The following is a 22,292-nucleotide window of genomic DNA, read 5'->3' as shown; positions in this document are numbered from 1 at the left end:
GGATCGTCTCACGAAAGCCGCGCAATGAGCACTACGCGCACAAACCCGTGCCCGACCAGGACGGGCGGATAAACTCGAGCGTTTCCCCGACGAAAGGCCCCGCGATGGAGCTGCAGCTCGACCCGCTCTTCCAGACCATCACGCTGGTGGTGCTCGTCGTCATCCTGATCGCCGATCTGCTGATCATCCTGAAGCGGCCGCACATCCCCGCGCCCAAGGAGTCGACGCTGTGGGTGGTGTTCTACGTCACGCTCGCGCTGATCTTCGCGGGGGTGCTGTGGATCGTGGCCGGGGGAGAGGTGGCGGGGCAGTTCGTCGCCGGCTGGCTGACCGAGTACAGCCTCTCGATCGACAACCTTTTCGTCTTCGTGCTGATCATGGGGCAGTTCGCGGTACCGCGCCGCTACCAGCAGGAGGTGCTGATGGTGGGCATCATCATCGCGCTCGTCCTGCGCGGCGCGTTCATCCTGGTCGGGGCGACGATCATCGAGAACTTCAGCCCGATCTTCTACCTGTTCGGTCTGTTCCTCATCTACACCGCGATCCGCCAGGCGTTCCCGGGCGACGATGACGACGACGCCCAGAAAGAGAACCTCATCGTGCGCACGCTGCGTCGCGTGCTGCCGATGAGCGACTCCTACGACGGCAAGAAGGTCATCACGCGCGTGAACGGCAAGAAGCTGTTCACGCCCATGATCATCGTCTTCGTGGCCATCGGCGTGACCGACCTGCTGTTCGCGATCGACTCGATCCCCGCGATCTTCGGCATCACGCAGAGCCCGTTCATCGTCTTCACGGCCAACCTGTTCGCGCTGATGGGTCTGCGTCAGCTGTACTTCCTGCTCGGCGACCTGCTCGACCGCCTCAAGTACCTGCACTTCGGCATCGCGTTCATCCTCGCCTTCATCGGCGTCAAGCTGATCCTGCACGCGATGCACGTCAACGAGTTGCCGTTCATCAACGGTGGCGAGCCCATCGAGTGGGCGCCCGAGATCTCGACGTGGGTGTCGCTCGCGGTGATCCTGGTGTCGATGGCGGTCGCGACGATCGCGAGCCTCGTGGCGGCGCGTCGCGAGCCCTCGGCCGAGGGACGACAGGATGCCGCGGCCCGGGTCGCGGACGAGAAGGGCACCCCCTCGACGGTCGAGGCCCCCGACCGCGACTGACGCGCGGCATCCGCCGTCAGAACGCGCGCAGGTTGGCCTGCAGGCCCCCGTCGACGAACTCCTCGCGCAGGATGCCGCGACGGCGCAGGATCGGCACGAGGTCGTCGAGCACCCGGTGCACGGTCACCGGGTGCAGGTCGCCCCACAGCAGCACACCGTCGTTGCCCCACTCGCCGAGCTCCTCGATGCGGTCGGCGAACTCGTCGGCGGTGCCGACGAACCCGGAGCCGTCGTTCAGTCGACCCAGGCGCGCGTGCGCGGCCAGCAGGGTGCGCAGCGGAGCGTCGTCGTCGTGCTTGCCGACGAGGCGGCGGATGCTGCCCTCCGACACGTGCTCGCCGAAGATGCCGCGGTCCAGTGGTGCGTCCAGATCGAGCGCGGTCAGATCGGTCTCGAGGTCGCTCGACTGCTTGCGTGCGATGGAGATCAGCGCGTCGTCGTCGGGGTGGGCGGATGCCGCGACCAGACGGTCGGCCTCGTCCGACGACGACACGAGCACGGGTTGGATGGCGAAGAGGATCTTGATGTCGTCGACCGCGCGCCCGGCGGCCTCGGCGGCGGCGTGGATGCGTCCGCGATAGGCGCGGATGCTCTGCTCGTCGAGGGGCGCGAGGGCCAATTGCACGTCGGAGTTGCGACCGGCGAACGACAGTCCGCGTCCGGACCCCCCGGGCGACACGATCGCCGGCTCGCCGTCGGTGAAGGGCACGGCGTTCAGCGGCCCGTCGAAGCCGAAGTATTCGCCGCGGTGGCGCGTGGCATCCAGCTTCGTCCCATCGGCGTAGACCCCCGATTCCTCGTCGACGACGAGCGCCCCCTCGCCCCAGCTGCGCCAGAGCTGACGGATGCCGTCGAGCCACTCCTCGGCGCGGTCGTACGCCGCGTCGTGCCCGAGCTGCGCCGCGGTCGAGAAGTGGCGGGCGCTGCCGGTGTCGGTGACGACGTTGAGGCCCAACCGGTGGCCGCTGAGGTGCTGGAGGGTCGCGAACTGCCGGGCGGCCGTGTACGGCAGGTACGCCGCGGGGTTGACCGTGGGCACGACGCCGAGGTGTCGCGTGGCGGCGAAGAGGTACGGCGCGAGCAGCAGCGGGTCGTGCTTGGGCCCGCCGAAGGCGTGGCGCACGCGCAGGTCGATCGTCTCGGCGCTGCCCAGCGAGGGCGCGTCCTCGATGATGAGCAGGTCGAAACCGGCCTGCTCGAGGGTGCGTGCGGAGTCCTGGTACAGCCCCGGCTCGGTCCAGCGGTGGTTCCACCGCAGGTACGGGTGGCCCCAGCCGTGCGGGCCGAAGCCGCGCGCGAGGAACCAGCCGAAGTGCTGCAGGCGGCTCACAGGACGACCGTCTCGCGCTCGGCGACGGGAACCCCCACGAGCGCCTGGTCGAGGTCGGCGAGGATGTCGTCGATGTCCTCGATGCCGATCGACAGGCGGATGGTGCCCGGGAACACGCCCGCGCGCTCGCGTTCGGCCACCGACCGGGCCGCGTGCGACGTGCTCTGCGGATGCAGGACGAGGGAGCGGACGTCACCGAGGTGGGTCATGTGCGTGATCAGCCGAACCGACTGCACGACGTGGCGGGCGGCCTCGAGGCCCCCGCGCAGGGTCACGGTGAAGACCGAGCCGCTGCCACGGCGCAGGTAGCGTTCCCCGAGGTCGTGATGGGGGTGCGAGGGCAGTCCGACGTAGTCGACCCGCTCGACCTCGGGACGCTGCTCGAGCCACGTGGCGACGGCGAGGGCGTTCTGCGACTGCCGTTCGACGCGCAGGCTCAGGGTCTCGATGCCCTGCCCGATGAGGAACGCGTTCAAGGGCGACGGGGACGGACCGAAGCGCGGCGCGACGCTCTCGCGGATGTACGCGCCTCGCGCGCGGCGCCCGTGCTTCTCGGCGAAGCTGGCTCCGCCCAAGCGGTCGGTCTGGACGAGGTGGGGGAAGAGGTGACCGGATGCCGCGGCGTCGAAGCGTCCGTCATCGACGATGACGCCGCCGAGCACCGCTCCCTGCCCGGCCAGGAACTTGCTCGCCGAGTGCACCACGATCGCGGCGCCGTGCTCGAGCGGTCGCAGCAGGTAGGGGGTGGTGAACGTGCTGTCGACGACGAGCGGGATGCCGCCGCGCTCGGCGCCGATCGCCGCGATCGCCGCGACGTCGAGGACGTCGTTGCGCGCGTTCGAGAGCGTCTCGGCGAAGAGCGCCTTGGTCCGCGGCGTGATGGCGGAGCGGACGGCGTCGTGGTCCGACACGTCGACGAAGGTCGTGTCGATGCCGAGTCGGGCCAGGTTGTCCAGCAGCAGGCCGCGCGTGCCCTCGTAGATGTGCTCCGACACCACGATGTGATCGCCCGCGCCCGCGAGGGCCAGCAGGGCGACCGTGACGGCCGCCTGTCCGCTCGACACCAGCACCGCCTGGTCACCGCCCTCGAGAGAGGCGAGGCGCTCTTCGACGGCGTGCACGGTGGGGTTTCCCGTCCGGCTGTAACCGAACCCGGCGCCCGTGCCGAAGTGCGCGGCCGATTCGTCCAGGTCGCTGAAGGTGAATCCGGCGGTGAGGTAGATGGGGGTGGCCCGCGGCGTCGCGGGGGCGGTGGCGGAGCCGGCGTGCACCTGCCGGGTCGAGAATCCGGTGTCATCGCTCGTGGTCACGGGCGCGCTCCTTCCTGCGGCGTCGGACGCGACCGCGCGGCGGGGCCGGCATCCGAGGGTGTTCGGGTCGGGACAGGTTCGCACGGTCGCGCCCGCCGCGGCGAAGTGTGCGGCGCCGTGTTACGCGGAGAGGGGCGCGGCGGCCGGTGGTATCGTGACCGGGTGCGGATCGCTCGCCTCCTCCTTAGCGGCCGCGACGAGACCTTGTTCTAGGCCTTTCTCGTCGCGGAGTTCGTCGCGGGCCTCACACCCCCTTCCGAGGAGAAACGCCAAACATGAGCACCCCATCGATCGACGGCATCCGGATCCCGGATCGCCCCCGCACCCTGGCCGAGAAGGTCTGGGACGACCACCTGGTGGTCAAGGGCGAGAACGGTCAACCCGACCTGATCTACATCGACCTGCACCTCGTGCACGAGGTCACGAGCCCGCAGGCCTTCGACGGTCTGCGCGCCGAGGGGCGCCCCGTGCGCCGCCTCGACCTGACGATCGCGACCGAGGACCACAACACCCCGACGCTGAACATCGACAAGCCGATCGCCGATCTGACCAGTCGCACGCAGATCGAGACGCTGCGCCGCAACGCTGACGAGTTCGGCGTGCGCATCCACTCGCTCGGCGACAAGGAGCAGGGGATCGTCCACGTCGTCGGCCCGCAGTTGGGTCTGACCATGCCCGGCATCACGGTGGTCTGCGGCGACAGCCACACCTCCACCCACGGCGCCTTCGGTGCGATGGCCTTCGGTATCGGTACGAGCGAGGTCGAGCACGTCCTCGCCACCCAGACCCTGCCGCTCAAGCCCTTCAAAACGATGGCCATCACGGTCGAGGGCGAGCTCGCGCCCGGAGTCACCGCGAAGGACATCATCCTCGCGATCATCGCCAAGATCGGCGCGAACGGCGGTCAGGGCTACGTGCTCGAGTTCCGCGGCAGCGCGATCCGCTCCCTCTCGATGGAGGGGCGCATGACGATGTGCAACATGTCGATCGAGGCCGGCGCCCGCGCGGGCATGATCGCCCCCGACGAGACGACCTTCGCCTACGTCAAGGATAAGCCGCACGCCCCGCAGGGTCAGGACTGGGACGACGCGGTCGCCTACTGGCGCACCCTGCCCAGCGATGAGGGGGCCGTCTACGACGCCGAGGTGTTCCTCGACGCCGCCGAGCTCGAACCGTTCGTCACGTGGGGCACCAACCCCGGCCAGGGCGTCTCGCTGAGCGACGTCGTGCCCACGCCCGCCGACATCTCCGACCCGAACGAGCGCGCCGCCGCCGAGCGCGCGCTCGAGTACATGGACCTCGCCGCCGGTACGCGGATGAAGGACATCCCCGTGGATGCCGTCTTCATGGGGTCGTGCACCAACAGCCGCATCGAGGACCTGCGGGCCTTCGCGTCGGTCATCCAGGGCCGCACCAAGGCCGAGAACGTCCGCGTGATGGTCGTCCCCGGTTCGGCGCGCGTGCGCCTCGAGGCCGAGGCCGAGGGACTCGACAAGGTGTTCGAGGCCTTCGGCGCCGAGTGGCGCTTCGCCGGGTGCTCGATGTGCCTGGGCATGAACCCCGACCAGCTGGCCCCGGGGGAGCGCTGCGCCTCGACCTCGAACCGCAACTTCGAGGGACGCCAGGGCAAGGGCGGGCGTACCCACCTCGTGTCGCCCCTGGTCGCCGCCGCCACCGCGGTGCGCGGGACGCTCTCGAGCCCCGCCGACCTGGGCCCCGTGCCCAGCGAGACCGTTTCGACCGGGGCGGAGGCCTGACATGCAGAAGTTCACCACCCACACCGGGATCGTCGCGCCGCTGCAGCGCTCGGCCGTCGACACCGACCAGATCATCCCGGCCGTGTACCTCAAGCGCGTCACCAAGACCGGCTTCGACGACGCCCTGTTCGCCAACTGGCGCCAGGACCCCGAGTTCATCCTCAACCAGGACGCCTACCGCGCGGCATCCGTGCTCGTCGCCGGCCCCGACTTCGGTACCGGCTCCAGCCGCGAGCACGCGGTGTGGGCGCTGCGCGACTACGGGTTCCAGGTGGTGCTGAGCCCGAAGTTCGCCGACATCTTCCGCGGCAACGCGGGCAAGCAGGGCCTGGTCACGGGCGTGATCTCCGAGGACGACGTCGAGAAGATCTGGGCCGTCCTCGAGGCGAACCCGGGCATCGAGATGACCGTGGACCTTACCGCGAAGACCGCCACGGTGGGCGACCTCCAGGTCTCGTTCGAAATCGACGATTACACTAGGTGGCGGCTTCTCGAAGGGCTCGACGACATCGGGCTCACGCTGCGTGACGAAGACAAGATCACGCAGTTCGAGGCGCGCCGCGAGGCATGGCGGCCCAGGACCCTTCCGGTCCGCTGAGCCCGATCGACCCGATCGGGTCGTTCTGCCGCCCCTCGTCCACGAAGTGAGGTCCACCCCCCTATGAGCACACTCATCACCGATTCCGGAGACCAGACCCCCGGACAGCCGGACTGGGAGGCGGCAGAGACCCTGACCATCCGCGGCGGGCGGCCCCTGCGGGGCACCGTCGAGGTCAAGGGCGCGAAGAACCTCGTGACCAAGGCGATGGTGGCGGCCCTGCTGGGCGAGACCACCAGCACGCTGCGCGACGTTCCGATGATCAGCGACGTCAAGGTCGTCCGATCCCTCCTCGAGGTGCACGGCGTCACGGTGACCGAGGGCGACGAAGAGGGCACGTTCCACCTCGACCCGTCGGGCGCCGTCGCCGCGCACTTCGAAGAGATCGACGCGCACGCCGGAGCCTCCCGCATCCCGATCCTGTTCTGCGGACCGCTGCTGCATCTGCTCGGCGAGGCCCTGATCCCGGATCTGGGTGGATGCCGCATCGGCGACCGCCCGATCAACTTCCACATGGACGCGCTGCGCGCCTTCGGCGCGGTCGTAGACAAGAGCTACGAGGGCATCCGCATCACGGCGCCCAACGGGCTGCACGGCGCGAACATCACGCTGCCCTACCCGAGCGTCGGCGCGACCGAGCAGGTGCTGCTCACGGCCGTGCGCGCCAAGGGCGTCACCGAGCTGCGCAACGCCGCGATCGAGCCCGAGATCATGGATCTCATCGCGGTTCTGCAGAAGATGGGCGCGATCATCTCGTACGAGCCCAACCGCGTCATCTTCATCGAGGGCGTCGACAAGCTCGTCGGCTACGACCACCGCGCGATCTTCGACCGCAACGAGGCCGCGTCCTGGGCGTGCGCGGCGCTGGCCACCGACGGCGAGATCTTCGCCAAGGGCGCGCGTCAGCAGGACATGCTGACCTTCCTCAACGTCTTCCGCAAGGCCGGCGGCTGGTTCGACGTCCGCGAGGACGGCATCCTGTTCCGTCGTGGCGACGCGCTCAAGCCCGTCATGGTCGAGACCGACGTGCACCCGGGCTTCATGACCGACTGGCAGCAGCCCCTCATCGTGGCGCTCACCCAGGCTCCCGGCACCTCGACCGTGCACGAGACGGTCTACGAGAACCGCCTGGGCTTCACCGCCGCGCTGAACAAGATGGGCGCCGACATCGTCGTGCACCCCAAGGGTCTGGACAGCGCCGACCGCCGCGTGCCGCGCCGCGACCTCGAGCAGGCCGCCGTGATCAACGGCCCGACGCCGCTGCACGGCGCCGACGTCGAGGTCCCCGACCTGCGCGGTGGCTACAGCTACGTCATCGCGGCCCTCGCGGCCGAGGGCGAGTCCACGGTCCGCAACATCGGCATCATCCGCCGTGGCTACGAGAAGTTCCTCGAGAAGCTCACGGCCGTGCACGCCGACTTCGACGTCGTCGGCTGACCCTCGTGGCCGCCTCGCCTGAGAAGAGCCGGCCGAGCGCCTTCTGGCCGCTCGCGGCGATCATCGTGCCCATCACCGGGCTGTTCGCGCGCATCGAGATCCGCGGGGCCGAGAACCTCCCCCGCGAGGGGGCGTACGTGCTGGCCCCCAACCACAACTCGGAGTTCGACCCGGTGATCGTCGCGGTCGCCGTGTGGCGGTTAGGGCGCGCGCCGCGGTTCATGGCCAAAGAGAGCCTGTTCAAGGTCCCGGTGCTCGGGGCAGCGCTCAAGGCGACCGGAATGGTCCCGGTGCCGCGCACGTCCACGAGCGCGAACCAGTCCATGAAGGCGGCCGAGCAGATCGCCCGCGACGGCCGAGGAGTCATCGTCTACGCCGAGGGCACCCTCACGCGCGACCCCGACCTGTGGCCGATGCGGGGCAAGACCGGTGCCGTCCGCCTCGCCCTCGCCGGCGACCTGCCCCTCATCCCGATGGCGCAGTGGGGCGTCCAGCAGATCCTCCCGCGCTACGGCAAGCTGAAGTTCCCCCGTCGCGCGCACGTGGTCGTCGAGATCGGCCCCGCCATGGACCTGTCGGCCTACGCCGACGCGCCGACGCAGCCCGCGACGCTGACGAAGGCGACCGACGAGATGATGAACCGGATCACCGCGATGCTGTCCGGCATCCGTGGTCTTCCGGCCCCGGCCGAACGGTGGAACCCGTCGCAGCACGGGCAGAACGAGACGGGTCGCCTTGAGTCGTAAGAACGTTCATCCCGTCGCGGGTCCGAAGGTCGCGGTCGTCGGCGCCGGAAGCTGGGGCACGACGTTCGGCAAGATCCTCGCCGACGGCGGGGCGACCGTCGTCATGTGGGCGCGTCGACCGGAGCTCGCCGCCGAGATCACCGAGTCCAAGCGCAACAGCCGTTACCTGCCCGGCATCAACCTGCCGCGGTCCATGACGGCGACGACCGACCTCGCCGAGGCGCTGCGGGGCGCCGAGCAGATCTACCTGTCGGTGCCGAGCCAGTCGCTGCGCGAGAACCTCGCCGCGATCCGCCCCTACGTCGAAGACACCGACGTGCCGCTCGTGTCGCTCATGAAGGGCGTCGAGAAGTCGTCGGGCCTGCGCATGAGCCAGGTCATCGAGCAGGTGCTCGAGTGCGATCCGGCGCGGATCGCCGTGGCATCCGGACCCAACCTCGCCCTCGAGATCGCCCGCGAACAGCCCACGGCGGCCGTGATCAGCTCGTTGAGTCCCGAGACCGCCGAGGCGGTGGCGCGGTGCGCGCGCAACAAGTACTTCCGCTCGTTCGTGAACACCGACGTCATCGGCACCGAGTTCGGCGGGGTGCTGAAGAACCTCATCGCGGTCGCGATCGGCATCGTGGACGGCGTGGGATACGGCGAGAACACCAAGGCCTCGATCATCACGCGCGGCCTGGTCGAGATGACCGACTTCGCCGTCGCGCAGGGCGCGCAGCCCGAGACGCTGCAGGGTCTAGCGGGCCTCGGCGACCTGATCGCGACGTGCCAGTCGCCGCTCAGCCGCAACAACACCGCGGGCCGACTGCTGGGGCAGGGGTACGGCTTCCAGGACGTGGTGACGCAGATGCAGCAGACCGCCGAGGGTCTGGCATCCGTCGCCCCCGTCCTGCAGCTCGCGAAGCAGGTCGGCGTCGACATGCCCATCGTGCAGCAGGTGAAGATGGTGCTCGACGGCACCATGGATCCGCGCGACATCGCGCCGCACCTGACGACAGACGACGACCAGCCGCAGGGCGAGAGGACGCAGAATGACCAGACCGGTGGTGGTGGTGCTCTTCGGCGGGCGCTCCAGCGAGCACTCGATCAGTTCCGCCACGGCGGGCGGGGTGCTGCGCGCGATCGATCGTGACCGCTACCGGGTGATCCCGGTGGGCATCACCCGCGACGGCGCCTTCGTCCTCGAGGACGACGACCCCGACAAGTTCGCGTTGCGCCCCGAGGCCCTGCCCGAGGTGATCGATAACGGAACGCGCGTGCGCCTGCCCGACTCGACGCTGTCGCGCGAATGGACGGTGACGGATGCCGCCGGCGAACGCTCCCTCGGCGAGGTCGACGTCGTGCTGCCGATCCTGCACGGCCGCTTCGGCGAGGACGGCACGGTCCAGGGACTGCTCGAGCTGCTCGGCATCCCGTATGCCGGAGGGGGCGTGCTCATGTCGGCCATCGGCATGAACAAGAACGTCACCAAGCGCGTGCTGCGCTCGGCGAACGTGCCCGTGGTGCCGTGGGTCGCCGTCACCCGCGCCGACCTCGAGCGCGACCGCGGTCTGTGGGAGCGGCGCATCCACGCCCTGGACCTGCCGGTCTTCGTCAAGCCGAACGAGGCGGGATCGAGCGTCGGCGTGACCAAGGTGTCGCGCTGGGAGGACCTGGATGCCGCCCTCGATACCGCCTTCGCCGAGGACGGCCTGGTGCTGGTCGAGAAGGCCATCGTCGGCCGTGAGGTCGAGTGCGGCGTGCTGCCCGGCCGCGACGGCGGGCCCGTCCGCGTCAGCGTCGCCGGCGAGATCGTCGTCACGGGTCGGGAGTTCTACGACTTCGAGGCCAAGTACCTCGACGCCCCGGGTGTGGAGCTGGTCTGCCCGGCGGACCTGCGCGACGGCGAGCTCGCTGAGATGCAGCGGATCGCGGCGCAGGCTTTCGAGGCGATCGGCGGCCAGGGACTCGCGCGCGTGGACTTCTTCTACACGGGGACCGAGTTCTACGTGAACGAGGTCAACACGATGCCCGGGTTCACGCCGATCTCGATGTTCCCGACGTGCTGGATCGCCTCGGGCCTGTCGTACCCCGACCTCATCAGCGACCTGCTCGAGGCGGCGCTCTAGAGGGCTTGACCCGGTCGTCGGGTTCCTGCCGCGACGTCCCGGCCGCGCTGGGTGTGTGCACAACGGCGGGGTTTTTGCTCGGCGCGCCGTGCGGTGGGTGGCTCGGCCGGCGTGTCGCGCCCGGCGCCCGCCGTTGTGCACGGACGGTGGTTCGTCGCGGCGGCCCGTGCGTCACGGAGGCTCCCACCGCGGTGGCTGTGTGCACAACGGCGGGGGGTTCGTGCGGTGCGCCGTGCGGTGGGTCGTTCGGCCGGCGTGTCCCGCCCGGCGCCCGCCGTTGTGCACGGACGGTGATTCGTCGCGGCGGTTCGTGTTCCGTGGGGGTCTCCGCCGCGGTGGGGTGTGCACAGCGGCGGGGTTCTCGTACGGCGCGCCGTGCGGTGGGTCGTTCGGCCGGCGTGTCGCGTCCGGCGCCCGCCGTTGTGCACGGGCGGTGGTTCGTCGCGGCGGTTCGTGTTCCGTGGGGGTCTCCGCCGCGGAGGGGTGTGCACAACGGCGGGGTTCCCGTGCGGCGCGCCGTGCGGTGGGCGGCTCGGCCGGCGTGTCGCGCCGTGCGCCCGCCGTTGTGCACGGCGGAGCCGGCGGACGGGGTCTTGACGACGCCGGAACAGAAGCGCCGCGGAGCAGAGGCGTCGGGCCGGCGGATCAGGGGGCGGGCGTCGCGTCGGCGGCCGAGGTGCAGACCGACCCCGTCGCGGGCAGGTAGTCGCGCACGAGGGGGCCGATGGCCTGGGCGACGTCGGCGCTGCTCGCGGACTCGTAGTCCAGGAAGATCTGCAGGGCGGGGCTGCGGCCGAACGTCGTGAGCGTGTAGCGGTTGTCGGCCGCCTGCGACTCGTCGACCAGCCAATCCACGCCGTCGAACGAACGGCAGGGCAGCGTCGAGGGCCCCGGGGTCTCGAGCCCGCAGGTCAGCAGGATCGCGGCCGGGTCTCCCCAGGCTCCGGTGGACTGGGCGTCGGTCCAGCGCCGCTCCTGGCCCGAGATCGACTTCGGCAGGCGCGAGATCACCTCGGCGCAGGCCGGGTCGTTGGCGTCCTTCGCGGGCTGCATCGCGACCGTGGTGCTGCACGCGGCCAGACCCGGCAGCAGGGCGAGGGCGGCGACGAGCGCGAGGGGGCGGAGGGAGCGGGACACCCCTCCAGGCTAATAGCGTGGGAGGGTGACAGACGCCGAGACCACCGTGGGGGAGCTGTCCGAGGGGCAGATCCTGCGCGGCATCCTGGACCGCCTCCCCGCCTCGACCGCTCCGGTGGGACCGGGCGACGACGCCGCCGTGCTGGCCGTTCCGGACGGTCGGGTGGTCGCCACGACCGACACGCTCGTGCACGGTCCGGACTTCCGGTTGGCGTGGTCGTCGCCGTTCGACCTCGGCTTCAAGGCGGCGGCGGTCAACCTGGCCGACGTCGCCGCGATGGGCGCGCGTCCGATCGCCCTGCTGGTCGCGCTGGCGATGCCGGACGCCACGCCGGTGTCGTTCGTCCGCGGCTTCGCCGACGGTCTGGCCGCCGCGTGCGCGGAGCTGGCCCCTGGCTGCGCGGTCGAGGGGGGCGACCTGACGGTCTCCGACACGCTCACGATCGCCGTGACCGCCCTTGGCAGCCTCGACGGCCGCGATCCCGTCCGGCGTTCGGGGGCGCGGGTCGGCGACGGCGTGTACGTCATCGGCGAGCTCGGAGAGGCGGCGCGCGGTCTCGCCGTGCTCTTCGAGCGTTTCACGGATGCCGGGGGTGCGCCGATCGCGCTGACCCCCGAGGCGCGCGAGGCGCTGGACCCGGCCGACGCCCGCGCGGTGTCGCGCCAGCTGACGCCCCGCCCGCCGCTCGACGAGGCGGTGCGGGCCGCGGCATCCGGGGCCACGGCCATGATGGATCTGTCAGACGGGCTGGTCCTCGACGCGACGCGCCTCGCCGACGCCTCGGACGTGACGATCGCCCTCGATGCGGCCACCCTCGGCGAGGACCCCGCCCGGGCTCTGGACGGGGGAGAGGACCACGGGTTCCTGGTGACCTTCGCCGCGGATGCCGACCCGATCGGACGCCGGGTCGGGACGGTCGTGACGCGGCAGGACGAGGCCGTGACCGTCGACGGTCGGGCGTGGACCGGCCGCGGCGGCTGGGACCCCTACCGCGATTGGGACGCCGGCCGGGGCTGATCCCGCTCAGTCGGCGGCGAGGATCGGACGCCCCCACCACAGGGTCGTGTCGCCGTAGGCCCGGTCGCGCTCGGGTTCGAGTCCCGCGGCCGCCCAGGCGGGGGCGGGGGAGCGCTTCGCCCGTTCGACGATGACCACGGCGTCGGGGCTGAGCCGCGGCGCCAGAGCGACGAGGGCCTTGGTCAGGTCGTCGTCCGAGATGTCGTAGGGCGGGTCGAGGAACACCAGATCCCACACCTGGGTGGATGCCATCAGGTACGGCGTGACGTGCGCGCGGTGCACGCGCGCGGGGGCCCTCACCCCGGCCGCGCGAAGCCGATCCGCGTTCTTCTTGATGAGCGTCGCGGCCGTCGGCGAGAGCTCGACCAGGTCGGCGGAGGCCGCACCGCGGCTCAAGCTCTCGAGGGCGAGTGCACCCGAACCGGCGTACAGGTCGGCGACGCGGGCGTCGTCGATCAGCCCGGCGGCCTCGAGCGCACCGAAGAGCGATTCGCGGACGCGGTCGCTCGTGGGGCGGGTGCCCTTCGGGGGGACGTCGAGGACCGTGCCGCCGGCGCGGCCCGAGATGATGCGGGTCACCCGTCCAGCCTAGGGCGGGGTGCGGGGGTCGTCCCCGAGGGGGACGGGGGCGTCGCGACCGGTGGTGTCGGGGCCCCTGCCTAGACTCGGAGCATGCCCGGTCTCTCGCTCGCCTCCCGGCTGGACGGCGCCATCGGCGGCAAGACCGCGACCGCGTTCGACAAGGCGTTCGGCGTCACCACGGTCGGCGAGCTGCTCGAGCACTACCCCCGTCGCTACGCCCGGCGGGGCGAGCTCACCCCGATCGCCTCTCTTCCGCTGGGCGAGCCGGTGACGATCGTCGCCGAGGTGGTCATCGCCAGCGAGCGGCGCATGCAGAACCGCCGGGGGTCCCTGCTCGAGGTCGTCATCAGCGACGGCGACGGGCGCATGTCGCTGACCTTCTTCAATCAGCCGTGGCGATTGAAGGACCTCACCCCCGGTCGGCGCGGCATCTTCTCGGGCAAGGTCGGCGAGTACCGTCGTCAGACCCAGCTCACGAACCCCGACTACGAGCTCTTCGACGACATCGCCGAGGCGATGGCCGAGGCCGAGGTCACCGCGAAGCGCCCCATCCCGATCTACCCCGCCACGAGCGCGGTGCCCAGCACGCTGGTGCAGAAGACGATCGCGCTGGTGCTCGATAGCCTGGGCGACGTCGACGACCCCCTTCCCGACGAGCTCCGCGCGCGTCGAGGGCTGCTCTCGGCGCGGCAGGCGCTCGAGAACATCCACCGCCCCGCGCACGACGACGACATCCCCCCCGCGGTCGAGACGCTCCGCATGCACGAGGCGTTCGTGCTGCAGACCGCTCTGCTGCAGCAGCGCCAGTTCGTCCGGGCCCTGTCGGCGCAGAAGCGTCCGGCCACGCCCGGGGGACTGCTCGAGCGTTTCGATGCGATCCTGCCCTTCGAGCTCACCCCCGACCAGCAGAGCGTCGGCGCGCAGCTCGCGGCCGACCTCGTCGGCGACTGGCCGATGAGCCGCCTCGTGCAGGGAGAAGTCGGTTCCGGAAAGACCCTGGTGGCCCTGCGCGCCATGCTGCAGGTCGCCGAGTCCGGGGGGCAGTCCGCCCTGATCGCCCCGACCGAGGTCCTCGCCGGTCAGCATCTGCGCTCGATCGCGCGCATGCTCGGCCCCGAGCTGGCCCCCGAGCTCATGCCGACGCTGCTGACCGGTCAGATGCCCGCGGCCGAACGCCGCCGCGCGGCCCTGCGGGTGGCATCCGGTCAGGCTCGGATCGTCGTCGGCACGCACGCTCTGCTCAGTGCCACGACCACCTTCGCCGACCTGGGTTTCGTCGTGGTCGACGAGCAGCACCGGTTCGGCGTCGACCAGCGCGACGCCCTGCGCTCGAAGGGCGAGGCTCCGCACACCCTCGTCCTCACGGCGACCCCCATCCCTCGCACGGTCGCCATGACGGTCTTCGGCGACCTCGACGTCTCGACGATCCGGACCATGCCGGCCGGGCGGGCCGGCATCCAATCGTTCGTCGCGCCCCTCGCCGAGAAGCCGGGCTGGTTCGCGCGCGTGTGGGACCGCGTGGCCGAAGAGGTCGCGCTCGGGCGCCAGGCCTTCGTCGTGTGCCCGGCGATCGACTCCGACCAGGTCGCCGCCGACGGCAAGAGCGACGAGCCCGCCGACGCGCCGGACGCCCCGGCCCCCACCGCGGCCGAGGGCAACCGCACCCGCTGGGGCGTCGTGCAGGTCGACGCGCTGCTGTCGAATCTGCCGTCGTTCCGCGACATCCGGGTGCAGATCCTGCACGGCAAGATGCCCTCGGACGAGAAGGATGCCGTGATGCAGGCCTTCGCCCGCGGCGACATCGACGTGCTCGTGGCGACGACGGTGATCGAGGTCGGCGTCGACGTCCCCAACGCATCCACCATGGTGATCCTCGAGGCCGATCGCTTCGGCGTGTCGCAGCTGCATCAGCTGCGCGGCCGCGTCGGCCGCGGCGGGCTGCCGGGGCTGTGCCTGCTGGTGACCGAGGCCGCCCCCGGCACCTCGGCCCGGTCGCGGGTGGAAGCCGTGGCATCCACCCTCGACGGGTTCGCCCTGGCCGAGATCGACCTCGACCTGCGCGGCGAGGGCGACGTGCTCGGCGGAGCGCAGTCCGGGGCCCGGTCGTCGCTGCGGTTGCTGCGCGTGGTCACCGATGCGGCGCTCATCACCGAGGCGCGGGCCGAGGGCGAGAAGCTGCTGGCCGACGACCCGGCCCTGACGCGGCATCCGGCCCTCGCCGCCGCCCTCGAACGCCGCGTCGGCGTCGAGGAGCGCGCCGCCCTGGCCAAGTCCTGACCGGCGGGCCGCTCGCCCGCGGGGCGTCGGTAGGCTGGCGGCATGGACTCCCGGATCGCCGTCGTCCCCGGCTCGTTCGACCCGCCCACCCTCGGCCACCTCGACGTGATCCGCCGGGCCGCCGGGCTGTTCGACCAGCTTCACGTCCTGGTCGTGCACAACCCGGGCAAAGAGGCGATGCTGCCCATCGCGCAGCGGCAGAGCCTGCTCGAGCAGTCGATCGAAGAGGCCGGTATCGAGGGCGACGTGATCGTGGCCGCGTGGAGCGTGGGCCTTCTCGTCGACTACGCCACCGAGGTGGGGGCGCGCGTGCTGGTCAAGGGCATCCGCTCGCAGGTCGACGTCGCGTACGAGACGCCAATGGCGATCGTCAATCGCGACCTCGCCCATGTCGAGACGGTGTTCCTGCTGCCCGACCCCTCGCACGCTCTCGTGTCCAGCTCGCTCGTGCGGCAGGTCGCCGGCCTGGGCGGCGACGTGTCGCCGTACGTCCCCCCGGCGGTCGCGCGGTTGCTCGACACCGGGGCCCGCGGGATCTGACCCGTGCGCCCGGCATCGGGCGCGGCGCCCGGCCCCCGTTCAGGGGTGCGCGGGTAGCATTGTCGACCGTGAGAATTCACCGACCCGGACCTTTCCAGCTCCCCGTGCGCGACATCGAGCGCCACCCGGGAGAGATGCGCGAGCACAGCCTCGACCTGCCGACGCCCGAGAAATGGGGCGAGGGGCTCGTCTCGGTCGCCGAGGGCGAGATCCTCGAGCTCGACGTGCGGCTGGAGTCCGTGCACGAGGGCATCCTCGTGTCGGGCACGGTCGACACGACCGCCACCGGGGTGTGCGGGCGCTGCCTGATCGACATCACCGAGCCTGTCGAAGTCGAGTTCCAGGAACTTTTCGCGTATCCTGGGGGCGAAGCGAGTGACTTCGGCGTTCAAGACGACCACGTGGATCTTGAAAACCTGGTCCGGGACGCCATCGTCCTGTCGCTTCCGTTCCAGCCGGTGTGTCAGCCGGATTGCCCCGGGCTCGACCCGAACACGGGCGAGAGGCTGACGGAAAGCCCCGGCGAATCGGAGCAGACGTCCGTTGATCCTCGATGGGCTGCGCTCCAGCAGTACACCCCAGACGACGGCGATGCGCTCCGCGCCGCCCCCAAGACAGAGAAGAGCTAGTCATGGCAGGTAACCCCCCGAAGCGGAAGGTCTCCCGCTCCAACACCCGCTCGCGCCGCGCGCAGTGGAAGGCCGAAGCCCCCGCGCTGGTCAAGACCATCGAGAACGGCAAGGTCGTCTACAGCCGTCCCCACCAGGCGAAGGTCGTCACCGACTCGCAGGGCACCGAGCTCTTCCTCGAGTACAAGGGCCGCAAGGTCGCCGACGTCTGATCGGTGACGTGACGCGAAACACCACCGAGCGCCAAGCGCTCACCGAGAAGCTCGGGGTCGACATCGACCCCGAGCTTCTTTCGCTGGCCCTGACGCACCGTTCCTTCGCCTACGAGAACGGCGCGATCCCGCACAACGAGCGCCTCGAATTCCTCGGCGACTCCGTGCTGGGGCAGGCCGTCACCGTGCGGCTGTTCACCGGGCACCCGGATCTCGACGAGGGCAGCCTGGCCAAGCGGCGCGCGAGCGTCGTGTCGACCGTGGCCCTCGCCGAGGTCGCCCGCACGATCGGTCTCGGCGAGTACGTCCGTCTCGGTCGAGGTGAGATCCTCACCGGCGGGCGCGACAAGGATTCGATCCTCGCCGACACGATGGAGGCGCTCATCGGAGCGACCTTCCTGTCGGCCGGGCCCGATGAGGCGACGCGCATGGTGCTCCGGCTCGTCGAGCCGCTGCTGGCCGACCCCGAGCGCTACGGCGCCGCGATGGATCCCAAGACGAGCCTGCAGGAGATCGCCGCGCGACAGGGCCTGCCGGCACCCGTGTACCGGGTCGAGGCGACCGGACCCGACCACGACCGACGCTTCATCGCCACGGTCACCGTCGGCGACGTGGTCGCCACCGGTCCGGGCTCGAGCAAGAAGCAGGCCGAGATGGCCGCCGCGCTCACCGCCTGGCGCGAACTCGACGCGCGTGCCTGAGCTCCCCGAGGTCGAGGTCGTCCGCGCCGGTCTCGAGCCCGCCGTCGCGGGAGCACTGATCACCTCGGTCGACGTCCGCGACGAGCGCGCGCTCACCCGCCACACCGGGGGAGCCGCGCACTTCGAAGCCGAGCTGACCGGTCGGCGCATCTCGGCCGCCGTGCGTCGCGGAAAATTCCTGTGGATGCCGGTCTCGGACGACGAGGCGATCGTCACCCATCTCGGCATGAGTGGTCAGATGCTGCTGCGCACCCCCGGGGCGCCCGAGGAACGGCACGAACGGATCCGCGTCGAGCTGGAGCACCCGGTGCACGGGTCGCTGTCGGTCGTCTTCGCCGACCAGCGCACCTTCGGCTCGCTCGCGATCGATCCCCTCGTCGACACCCCCGATCACGCCGCCGGCGGTCGGGGTTCCTCTCTCGCCCGGGTGCCCTCGCAGGTCGCGCACATCGCCCGGGACCCCCTCGACCCGGCGTTCGACGAGGGCCGCTTCCGCGCGCGCGTCGCGCGGACGTCGTCGGGGATCAAGCGCGTCCTGCTGGACCAGACCGTCGCCAGCGGCATCGGCAACATCTACGCCGACGAGTCGCTGTGGGCGGCGCGCATCCACCCCGAGACCGCCGGCTCCGCCCTGCCGACCCGGGCCGTCAACCGCCTGCTGGCCGAGGTGCGGGCGGTGCTCGAGAAGGCTCTGGCCGAGGGCGGCACGAGCTTCGACGCGCAGTACGTCAACGTCAACGGGCAGGCGGGGTACTTCGCGCACTCGCTCAACGCCTACGGGCGCACCGGTCAGCCGTGCCCGCGGTGCGGTCGCCCGATCGTGCGGGTGTCGTTCATGAACCGCTCGAGTCACTTCTGCCCGCACTGCCAGCGCAGGCGCTGACCGCCCCTCGCGCGCGTCGCCGGGATTCGTCGCTCGAGGCGCGCCCGGCGGCACACACCGGTGACTCGCGCGGTCAGTCGAGCACCTTCTTCCACACCCCTTCGTACGAGATCGGCGCGAAGCCGATCGCCTCGTTGATCGAGAGCATGGGGCGGTTCTCTTCGGCGTTGTACGTGATCACGCGCGGGGAGTCCGGGGCGACGTCGCGCCAGGCGAGAAGTCCCGCGCACTTGACGAGCATCCCCAGGCGGTGACCGCGATGGGCGGCCACCACGAGCGTGTCCTCCTGGCCCGTCGCGGCGGTGCGGTCCTTGCCGATGACCAGTTCGTTGAACGCGGCCAGCTCACCCGTGTCGACGCGCTGCGCCGCGGTGACGAGCATGTGGCGACCGGCGTCGAGGTAGGTGGCCTCGTGGCGACGCAGGCGGGCGGCATCCCAGACCTCTTCGTCGTGCTCGAGGCCGGCGGACGGCGCATCGGTGGCCATCCGGGACTTCATCCACGCGAACCGGTCGACGAACTCATCGGGGGTGGGCAATGTCCACTGCACGACCCGGTAGCCCACGGCCGCCGCCTCGGCCGCGGTCAGCAGGTCGCGCAGGCGTGATCCGTTCTCTGCGAGGTCGAGGGTGCTGACCCGCACGATCTGCTCGAGGGTGCAGCCGGATGCCAGCAGGAAGCGCGCGGCGTGATCCTCTGGCACGGACCCGTATCCCGTCGGTGCCGACAGAGTCGGCCCCTGGGCGGCCGGGTGCTCCGCCCAGGTGTGGAGGACGGAGCGGCCTTCGGCGCGGGCGATCTGCTCGATCCGGGCGAACGCGGCTCGTCCGATGCCGTGACCCCAGGAGCTGCGGCGCAGCTCGATGAGCCACGAGGCGGTGCGCGCTCCCTCCTCTTGGGGCAGATCGAGACCGGCGCGGCCGACCACCTCGCCGCGGAAGACGGCGATCCACGAGAACCGCTTCACCTCGGGACGGGGCTGGAACGCGGGGAGGAGTTCATCGGCGGGGATGGATTCGTCGGTGTGACCCGAGATCTCCTCGTAGACGAGGTTGCGCAGGCGGACCATCTCGCGGAAGTCCGCGGCATCCGGATCGTCGATGTGGGCGGGAATGTGCAGGGGGCGCAGCTCGAGGCCGGCCGGAAGGGTCGTCATGACGGTGCTTTCGCGTCGAAGAAGAGGGGATGCCGGTGGGGCCGGCGCCGGGGTCGGCCCCACCGATCAGAACGGCGGGCGGCTGAAGGCCGCGGCGCTCCGCCAGGCGCGTTCGCGCCGTTCGCGCTCGGCCTGTGCCATCTGCGCCCGATAGGCCGAGACGGCCTGGTGGTCGAGTGCGCGGGCGCGATCGGCATGCCGGGCGAGCAGCCACAGCCCGACGCGCAGCGACAGCCGGTCCAGCAGGCCCAGCGGGCGGTAGGCGGTCGTGTCGAACGTGACGGTCGAAGGGGTGGGAGGAGTGGAAGGCGCGGCCGAGGCGTGCTGCGGCGCGCGCGTGAACAGGGCGTTCATGCGGAGGCTCCGTGAGGAAGAGAAGACGAATGGATGACGCGACGAGCGCGTGGAGGACCGTGACGGTCCGGGCGAGCGAACGAACGCTCGACGGGAGGCGGAGACGCGAGGCGTCTCGACGCGACCGGTCAGCCCTGACGGAGGGGCATGCCGACGGCGGTGGTCACTCCGGTGACGGGTGCGGAGAGCACGGGCACGGCGACGAAGCCGGTGGCGGTGAAGCCGGTGATGGTGCGAATCATGGGAGGACCTCCTTTCGACGTCGGTTGCGACCCCCGACGCTAGCGAAGGCGCTCAGCGAATGTCAAGCTTTCGCTCAGAATCGATGGACTCTCGGGCGCGTCGGCGGCGACCGCGCGGCTCGCCACCGCGGAATTCCGCGGTTCCTCGGCTAGCGTGAGGCGCAGTGCCCGTCGGGCGACAGGAGAGGAGCGGCGAGTGCATCTGAAGAGCCTCACGCTCAAGGGCTTCAAGTCGTTCGCGCAGTCGACCACGTTCGCCCTCGAGCCCGGGGTCACCTGCATCGTCGGTCCCAACGGGTCGGGCAAGTCGAACGTCGTCGACGCCCTCGCCTGGGTGATGGGCGAGCAGGGCGCCAAGACCCTGCGCGGCGGCAAGATGGAGGACGTCATCTTCGCCGGGACCTCGACCCGCGGGCCACTCGGCCGGGCCGAGGTGCAGCTGACCATCGACAACGGCGACGGTGCGCTGCCGATCGACTACAGCGAGGTGACGATCAGCCGCACGCTGTTCCGCACTGGCGCGAGCGAGTACGCCATGAACGGGCAGACCTGCCGACTGCTCGACGTGCAGGAGCTGCTGAGCGACTCCGGCCTGGGACGCGAGATGCACGTGATCGTCGGCCAGGGGCGCTTGGACACGGTGCTGCAGGCCACCGCCGAGGACCGGCGCGGCTTCATCGAAGAGGCCGCCGGCATCCTGAAGCACCGCCGTCGCAAAGAGAAGACGGCGCGCAAGCTCGAGGCGATGGAGACCAATCTCACCCGTCTGAGCGACCTGGCGGGCGAGCTGCGTCGTCAGCTCAAGCCCCTGGGCAAGCAGGCCGAGATCGCGCGCGAGGCCGCGACCATCGCCGCGGTCGTCCGCGACGCGAAGGCCCGGCTCTACGCGGACGATCTCGTGGGTCTGCGCGCGCAACTCGCCGACGCGGCTCGCGCCGAGACCGAGCGCCATACCGAGCGGCTGGGACTGCAGGAACAGGCCGAGGGTCTGCGCGGCCGTGTCGAGCGGCTCGAGAACGACCAGCGTTCCGAGGCGGTGGACCGCGCGCGCAGCGTCGCCTTCGCGCTCGAGCAGGTGCAGGAACGGCTGCGGGGTCTGTACTCGCTGGCCGGCCAGCGGCTGACCCTGCTCGGTGACGAGGGCGCCGACGCGGCGACGCTGACCCCCACGATCGGCCAGCACGCCATCGACGACCTGCGCGCCGAGATCGACGAGGTCGCGGCGGGTCTCGGAGAGGTGCAGGATGCCGCGGCCGAGGCGACGAGGGCGGTGGCGCGTGCGCGCGCGGACCTCGACGCGCTCGACGTCGAGATCGCCGCGCAGAGCGCGCTGGTCTCCGAGCACGACATGCGCATTCAGGCCCTGCGGGGAACCGCCGAGGCGGCCGGCTCGGCCCTCGCGGCGGTCCGCGCGGGTGTCGAGCGGCAGCAGCGGGCCCTCGACGCCGCCCTGCTGCGGCGCGCCGAGACCGAGCGCGCCCGCGCCGAGCTCGATCCCGAGGTCGTCCCCGGCGCATCGAGCGCCGAGCACGCCGCCGCGTACGAGCGCGCGCAGCGCGACGCCAACGACCGCGAGAGCGCGGTCGCCGGAATGCGCGACCGACTCCACACCGCCGAGCGCGAGCGCGACGCCCTCACGGCCCAGACCACGGCGCTGGGGCGCGCCCTCGACGTGCGCAACGCGGCCGCCGACCTGCTGGCCGCGGGCGGTCCGGGCGTACGGGGTCTGGTCGGCGACGACGTCAAGGTCACCGCCGGGTACGAGGCGGCCATCGCCGCGGCGCTCGGCTCGCTCGCCGAGGGACTGCTCGTCGACGACGCTGAGGCGGCTTTCGACGCCGCGCGGACGGCGGCCTCGGCCGACATGGGGGTCGTCGAGATCGCGATCGCCGGAGCCGACGCGCCGACGACCGCGCCCGAGGTGGAGGGAACGGTCGCGGCCGTCGACGTCGTCACCGCGTCGGCGGGGGTGCGCGGCATCCTGTCCCGCACCTTCGTCGTCGACGACCTCGCCGCGGGTCGAGCGCTCCAGGCGGGACTGCCCCCCGAGGTGACGCTGGTGACCCGCGCGGGCGAGGTGCTCACGGCCCTGACCGTGCGGGCCGGCTC

The 22,292-nt window shown here is 71.2% G+C and carries 21 protein-coding genes; 15 read left to right on the top strand and 6 right to left on the bottom strand.

Going from position 1 to position 22,292, the window contains the following annotated elements; translation table 11 throughout:
- Window positions 1-104: 104 nt before the first annotated feature.
- Complete coding sequence (locus tag DC432_RS04275; protein WP_116536829.1) at window positions 105-1,166, top strand: TerC family protein; 1,062 nt, start codon at window positions 105-107, stop codon at window positions 1,164-1,166.
- A 16-nt stretch (window positions 1,167-1,182) separates the two neighbouring features.
- On the opposite strand, the gene DC432_RS04270 is transcribed toward DC432_RS04275, so the two are convergent.
- Entirely contained in the window at window positions 1,183-2,496 is a 1,314-nt protein-coding gene (locus tag DC432_RS04270; protein WP_116536828.1) for an LLM class flavin-dependent oxidoreductase, read from the bottom strand.
- Complete coding sequence (locus DC432_RS04265; RefSeq protein WP_116536827.1) at window positions 2,493-3,806, bottom strand: O-acetylhomoserine aminocarboxypropyltransferase/cysteine synthase family protein; 1,314 nt, start codon at window positions 3,804-3,806, stop codon at window positions 2,493-2,495. The genes DC432_RS04270 and DC432_RS04265 overlap by 4 nt, the downstream gene beginning before the upstream one ends.
- 275 nt (window positions 3,807-4,081) lie before the next feature.
- On the opposite strand from DC432_RS04265, the gene leuC reads away from it, so the two are divergent.
- The 6 genes from leuC to DC432_RS04235 all read left to right on the top strand — a co-directional run bounded on the left by leuC (window position 4,082) and on the right by DC432_RS04235 (window position 10,452).
- Window positions 4,082-5,563 carry a 3-isopropylmalate dehydratase large subunit gene (leuC, locus tag DC432_RS04260; RefSeq protein WP_116536826.1) on the top strand — a complete coding sequence of 494 codons (1,482 nt, stop codon included), beginning with the start codon at window positions 4,082-4,084 and terminating at the stop codon, window positions 5,561-5,563.
- 1 nt (window position 5,564) lies between these two features.
- Entirely contained in the window at window positions 5,565-6,161 is a 597-nt protein-coding gene (leuD, locus tag DC432_RS04255; protein ID WP_116536825.1) for a 3-isopropylmalate dehydratase small subunit, read from the top strand.
- Between the two features lie 63 nt (window positions 6,162-6,224).
- A complete protein-coding gene (gene murA / locus DC432_RS04250) occupies window positions 6,225-7,598 on the top strand; it encodes a UDP-N-acetylglucosamine 1-carboxyvinyltransferase (protein WP_108318620.1) in 1,374 nt (457 codons plus the stop codon).
- A 5-nt stretch (window positions 7,599-7,603) separates the two neighbouring features.
- Window positions 7,604-8,344: a lysophospholipid acyltransferase family protein gene (locus DC432_RS04245; protein ID WP_116536824.1), complete on the top strand. Its 741-nt coding sequence runs from the start codon at window positions 7,604-7,606 to the stop codon at window positions 8,342-8,344.
- Complete coding sequence (locus DC432_RS04240) at window positions 8,334-9,476, top strand: NAD(P)H-dependent glycerol-3-phosphate dehydrogenase (protein ID WP_116536823.1); 1,143 nt, start codon at window positions 8,334-8,336, stop codon at window positions 9,474-9,476. The genes DC432_RS04245 and DC432_RS04240 overlap by 11 nt, the downstream gene beginning before the upstream one ends.
- A complete protein-coding gene (locus DC432_RS04235) occupies window positions 9,376-10,452 on the top strand; it encodes a D-alanine--D-alanine ligase family protein (RefSeq protein WP_116536822.1) in 1,077 nt (358 codons plus the stop codon). The genes DC432_RS04240 and DC432_RS04235 overlap by 101 nt, the downstream gene beginning before the upstream one ends.
- 645 nt (window positions 10,453-11,097) lie before the next feature.
- Here the strand turns inward: DC432_RS04235 and DC432_RS04230 are convergent.
- On the bottom strand, window positions 11,098-11,589 hold the full coding sequence (locus DC432_RS04230) for a DUF3515 family protein (protein WP_108317618.1): 492 nt from the start codon (window positions 11,587-11,589) through the stop codon (window positions 11,098-11,100).
- Between the two features lie 25 nt (window positions 11,590-11,614).
- Between DC432_RS04230 and thiL the strand changes: the two genes are divergently transcribed.
- Window positions 11,615-12,607 carry a thiamine-phosphate kinase gene (gene thiL, locus DC432_RS04225; RefSeq protein ID WP_116536821.1) on the top strand — a complete coding sequence of 331 codons (993 nt, stop codon included), beginning with the start codon at window positions 11,615-11,617 and terminating at the stop codon, window positions 12,605-12,607.
- A gap of 6 nt (window positions 12,608-12,613) precedes the next feature.
- On the opposite strand, the gene rsmD is transcribed toward thiL, so the two are convergent.
- Complete coding sequence (gene rsmD / locus DC432_RS04220; protein WP_116536820.1) at window positions 12,614-13,186, bottom strand: 16S rRNA (guanine(966)-N(2))-methyltransferase RsmD; 573 nt, start codon at window positions 13,184-13,186, stop codon at window positions 12,614-12,616.
- Between the two features lie 93 nt (window positions 13,187-13,279).
- On the opposite strand from rsmD, the gene DC432_RS04215 reads away from it, so the two are divergent.
- The 6 genes from DC432_RS04215 (at window position 13,280) to mutM (ending at window position 18,431) form a co-directional block, all read left to right on the top strand.
- Window positions 13,280-15,466: an ATP-dependent DNA helicase RecG gene (locus DC432_RS04215; protein ID WP_116536819.1), complete on the top strand. Its 2,187-nt coding sequence runs from the start codon at window positions 13,280-13,282 to the stop codon at window positions 15,464-15,466.
- Between the two features lie 42 nt (window positions 15,467-15,508).
- Complete coding sequence (coaD, locus tag DC432_RS04210; RefSeq protein WP_116536818.1) at window positions 15,509-16,006, top strand: pantetheine-phosphate adenylyltransferase; 498 nt, start codon at window positions 15,509-15,511, stop codon at window positions 16,004-16,006.
- A gap of 134 nt (window positions 16,007-16,140) precedes the next feature.
- Complete coding sequence (locus tag DC432_RS04205) at window positions 16,141-16,635, top strand: YceD family protein (protein ID WP_116536817.1); 495 nt, start codon at window positions 16,141-16,143, stop codon at window positions 16,633-16,635.
- Between the two features lie 2 nt (window positions 16,636-16,637).
- On the top strand, window positions 16,638-16,847 hold the full coding sequence (rpmF, locus tag DC432_RS04200) for a 50S ribosomal protein L32 (protein ID WP_013586329.1): 210 nt from the start codon (window positions 16,638-16,640) through the stop codon (window positions 16,845-16,847).
- Between the two features lie 8 nt (window positions 16,848-16,855).
- Entirely contained in the window at window positions 16,856-17,548 is a 693-nt protein-coding gene (gene rnc / locus DC432_RS04195; protein WP_108319143.1) for a ribonuclease III, read from the top strand.
- On the top strand, window positions 17,541-18,431 hold the full coding sequence (gene mutM, locus DC432_RS04190; protein WP_108319141.1) for a bifunctional DNA-formamidopyrimidine glycosylase/DNA-(apurinic or apyrimidinic site) lyase: 891 nt from the start codon (window positions 17,541-17,543) through the stop codon (window positions 18,429-18,431). Before rnc ends, mutM begins: the two co-directional genes overlap by 8 nt.
- A 73-nt stretch (window positions 18,432-18,504) precedes the next feature.
- Here mutM and DC432_RS04185 read toward each other — a convergent pair whose 3' ends face one another.
- Window positions 18,505-19,587 (bottom strand): GNAT family N-acetyltransferase, encoded by a 1,083-nt coding sequence (locus tag DC432_RS04185; protein ID WP_116536816.1) that lies wholly within the window; start codon window positions 19,585-19,587, stop codon window positions 18,505-18,507.
- A gap of 66 nt (window positions 19,588-19,653) precedes the next feature.
- On the bottom strand, window positions 19,654-19,941 hold the full coding sequence (locus DC432_RS04180; RefSeq protein ID WP_116536815.1) for a hypothetical protein: 288 nt from the start codon (window positions 19,939-19,941) through the stop codon (window positions 19,654-19,656).
- Between the two features lie 438 nt (window positions 19,942-20,379).
- Between DC432_RS04180 and DC432_RS04175 the strand changes: the two genes are divergently transcribed.
- Window positions 20,380-22,292, top strand: a 1,913-nt coding sequence (locus DC432_RS04175; protein WP_165801174.1) for a chromosome segregation SMC family protein, incomplete at its 3' end; no start/stop codon positions are given.

It is taken from the genome of Microbacterium testaceum (genome assembly GCF_003075375.1).
Lineage (GTDB): Bacteria > Actinomycetota > Actinomycetes > Actinomycetales > Microbacteriaceae > Microbacterium > Microbacterium testaceum_E.
Note: the sequence above shows the minus strand (reverse complement) of the source record. Positions and strands in the feature narration are given on the sequence as shown.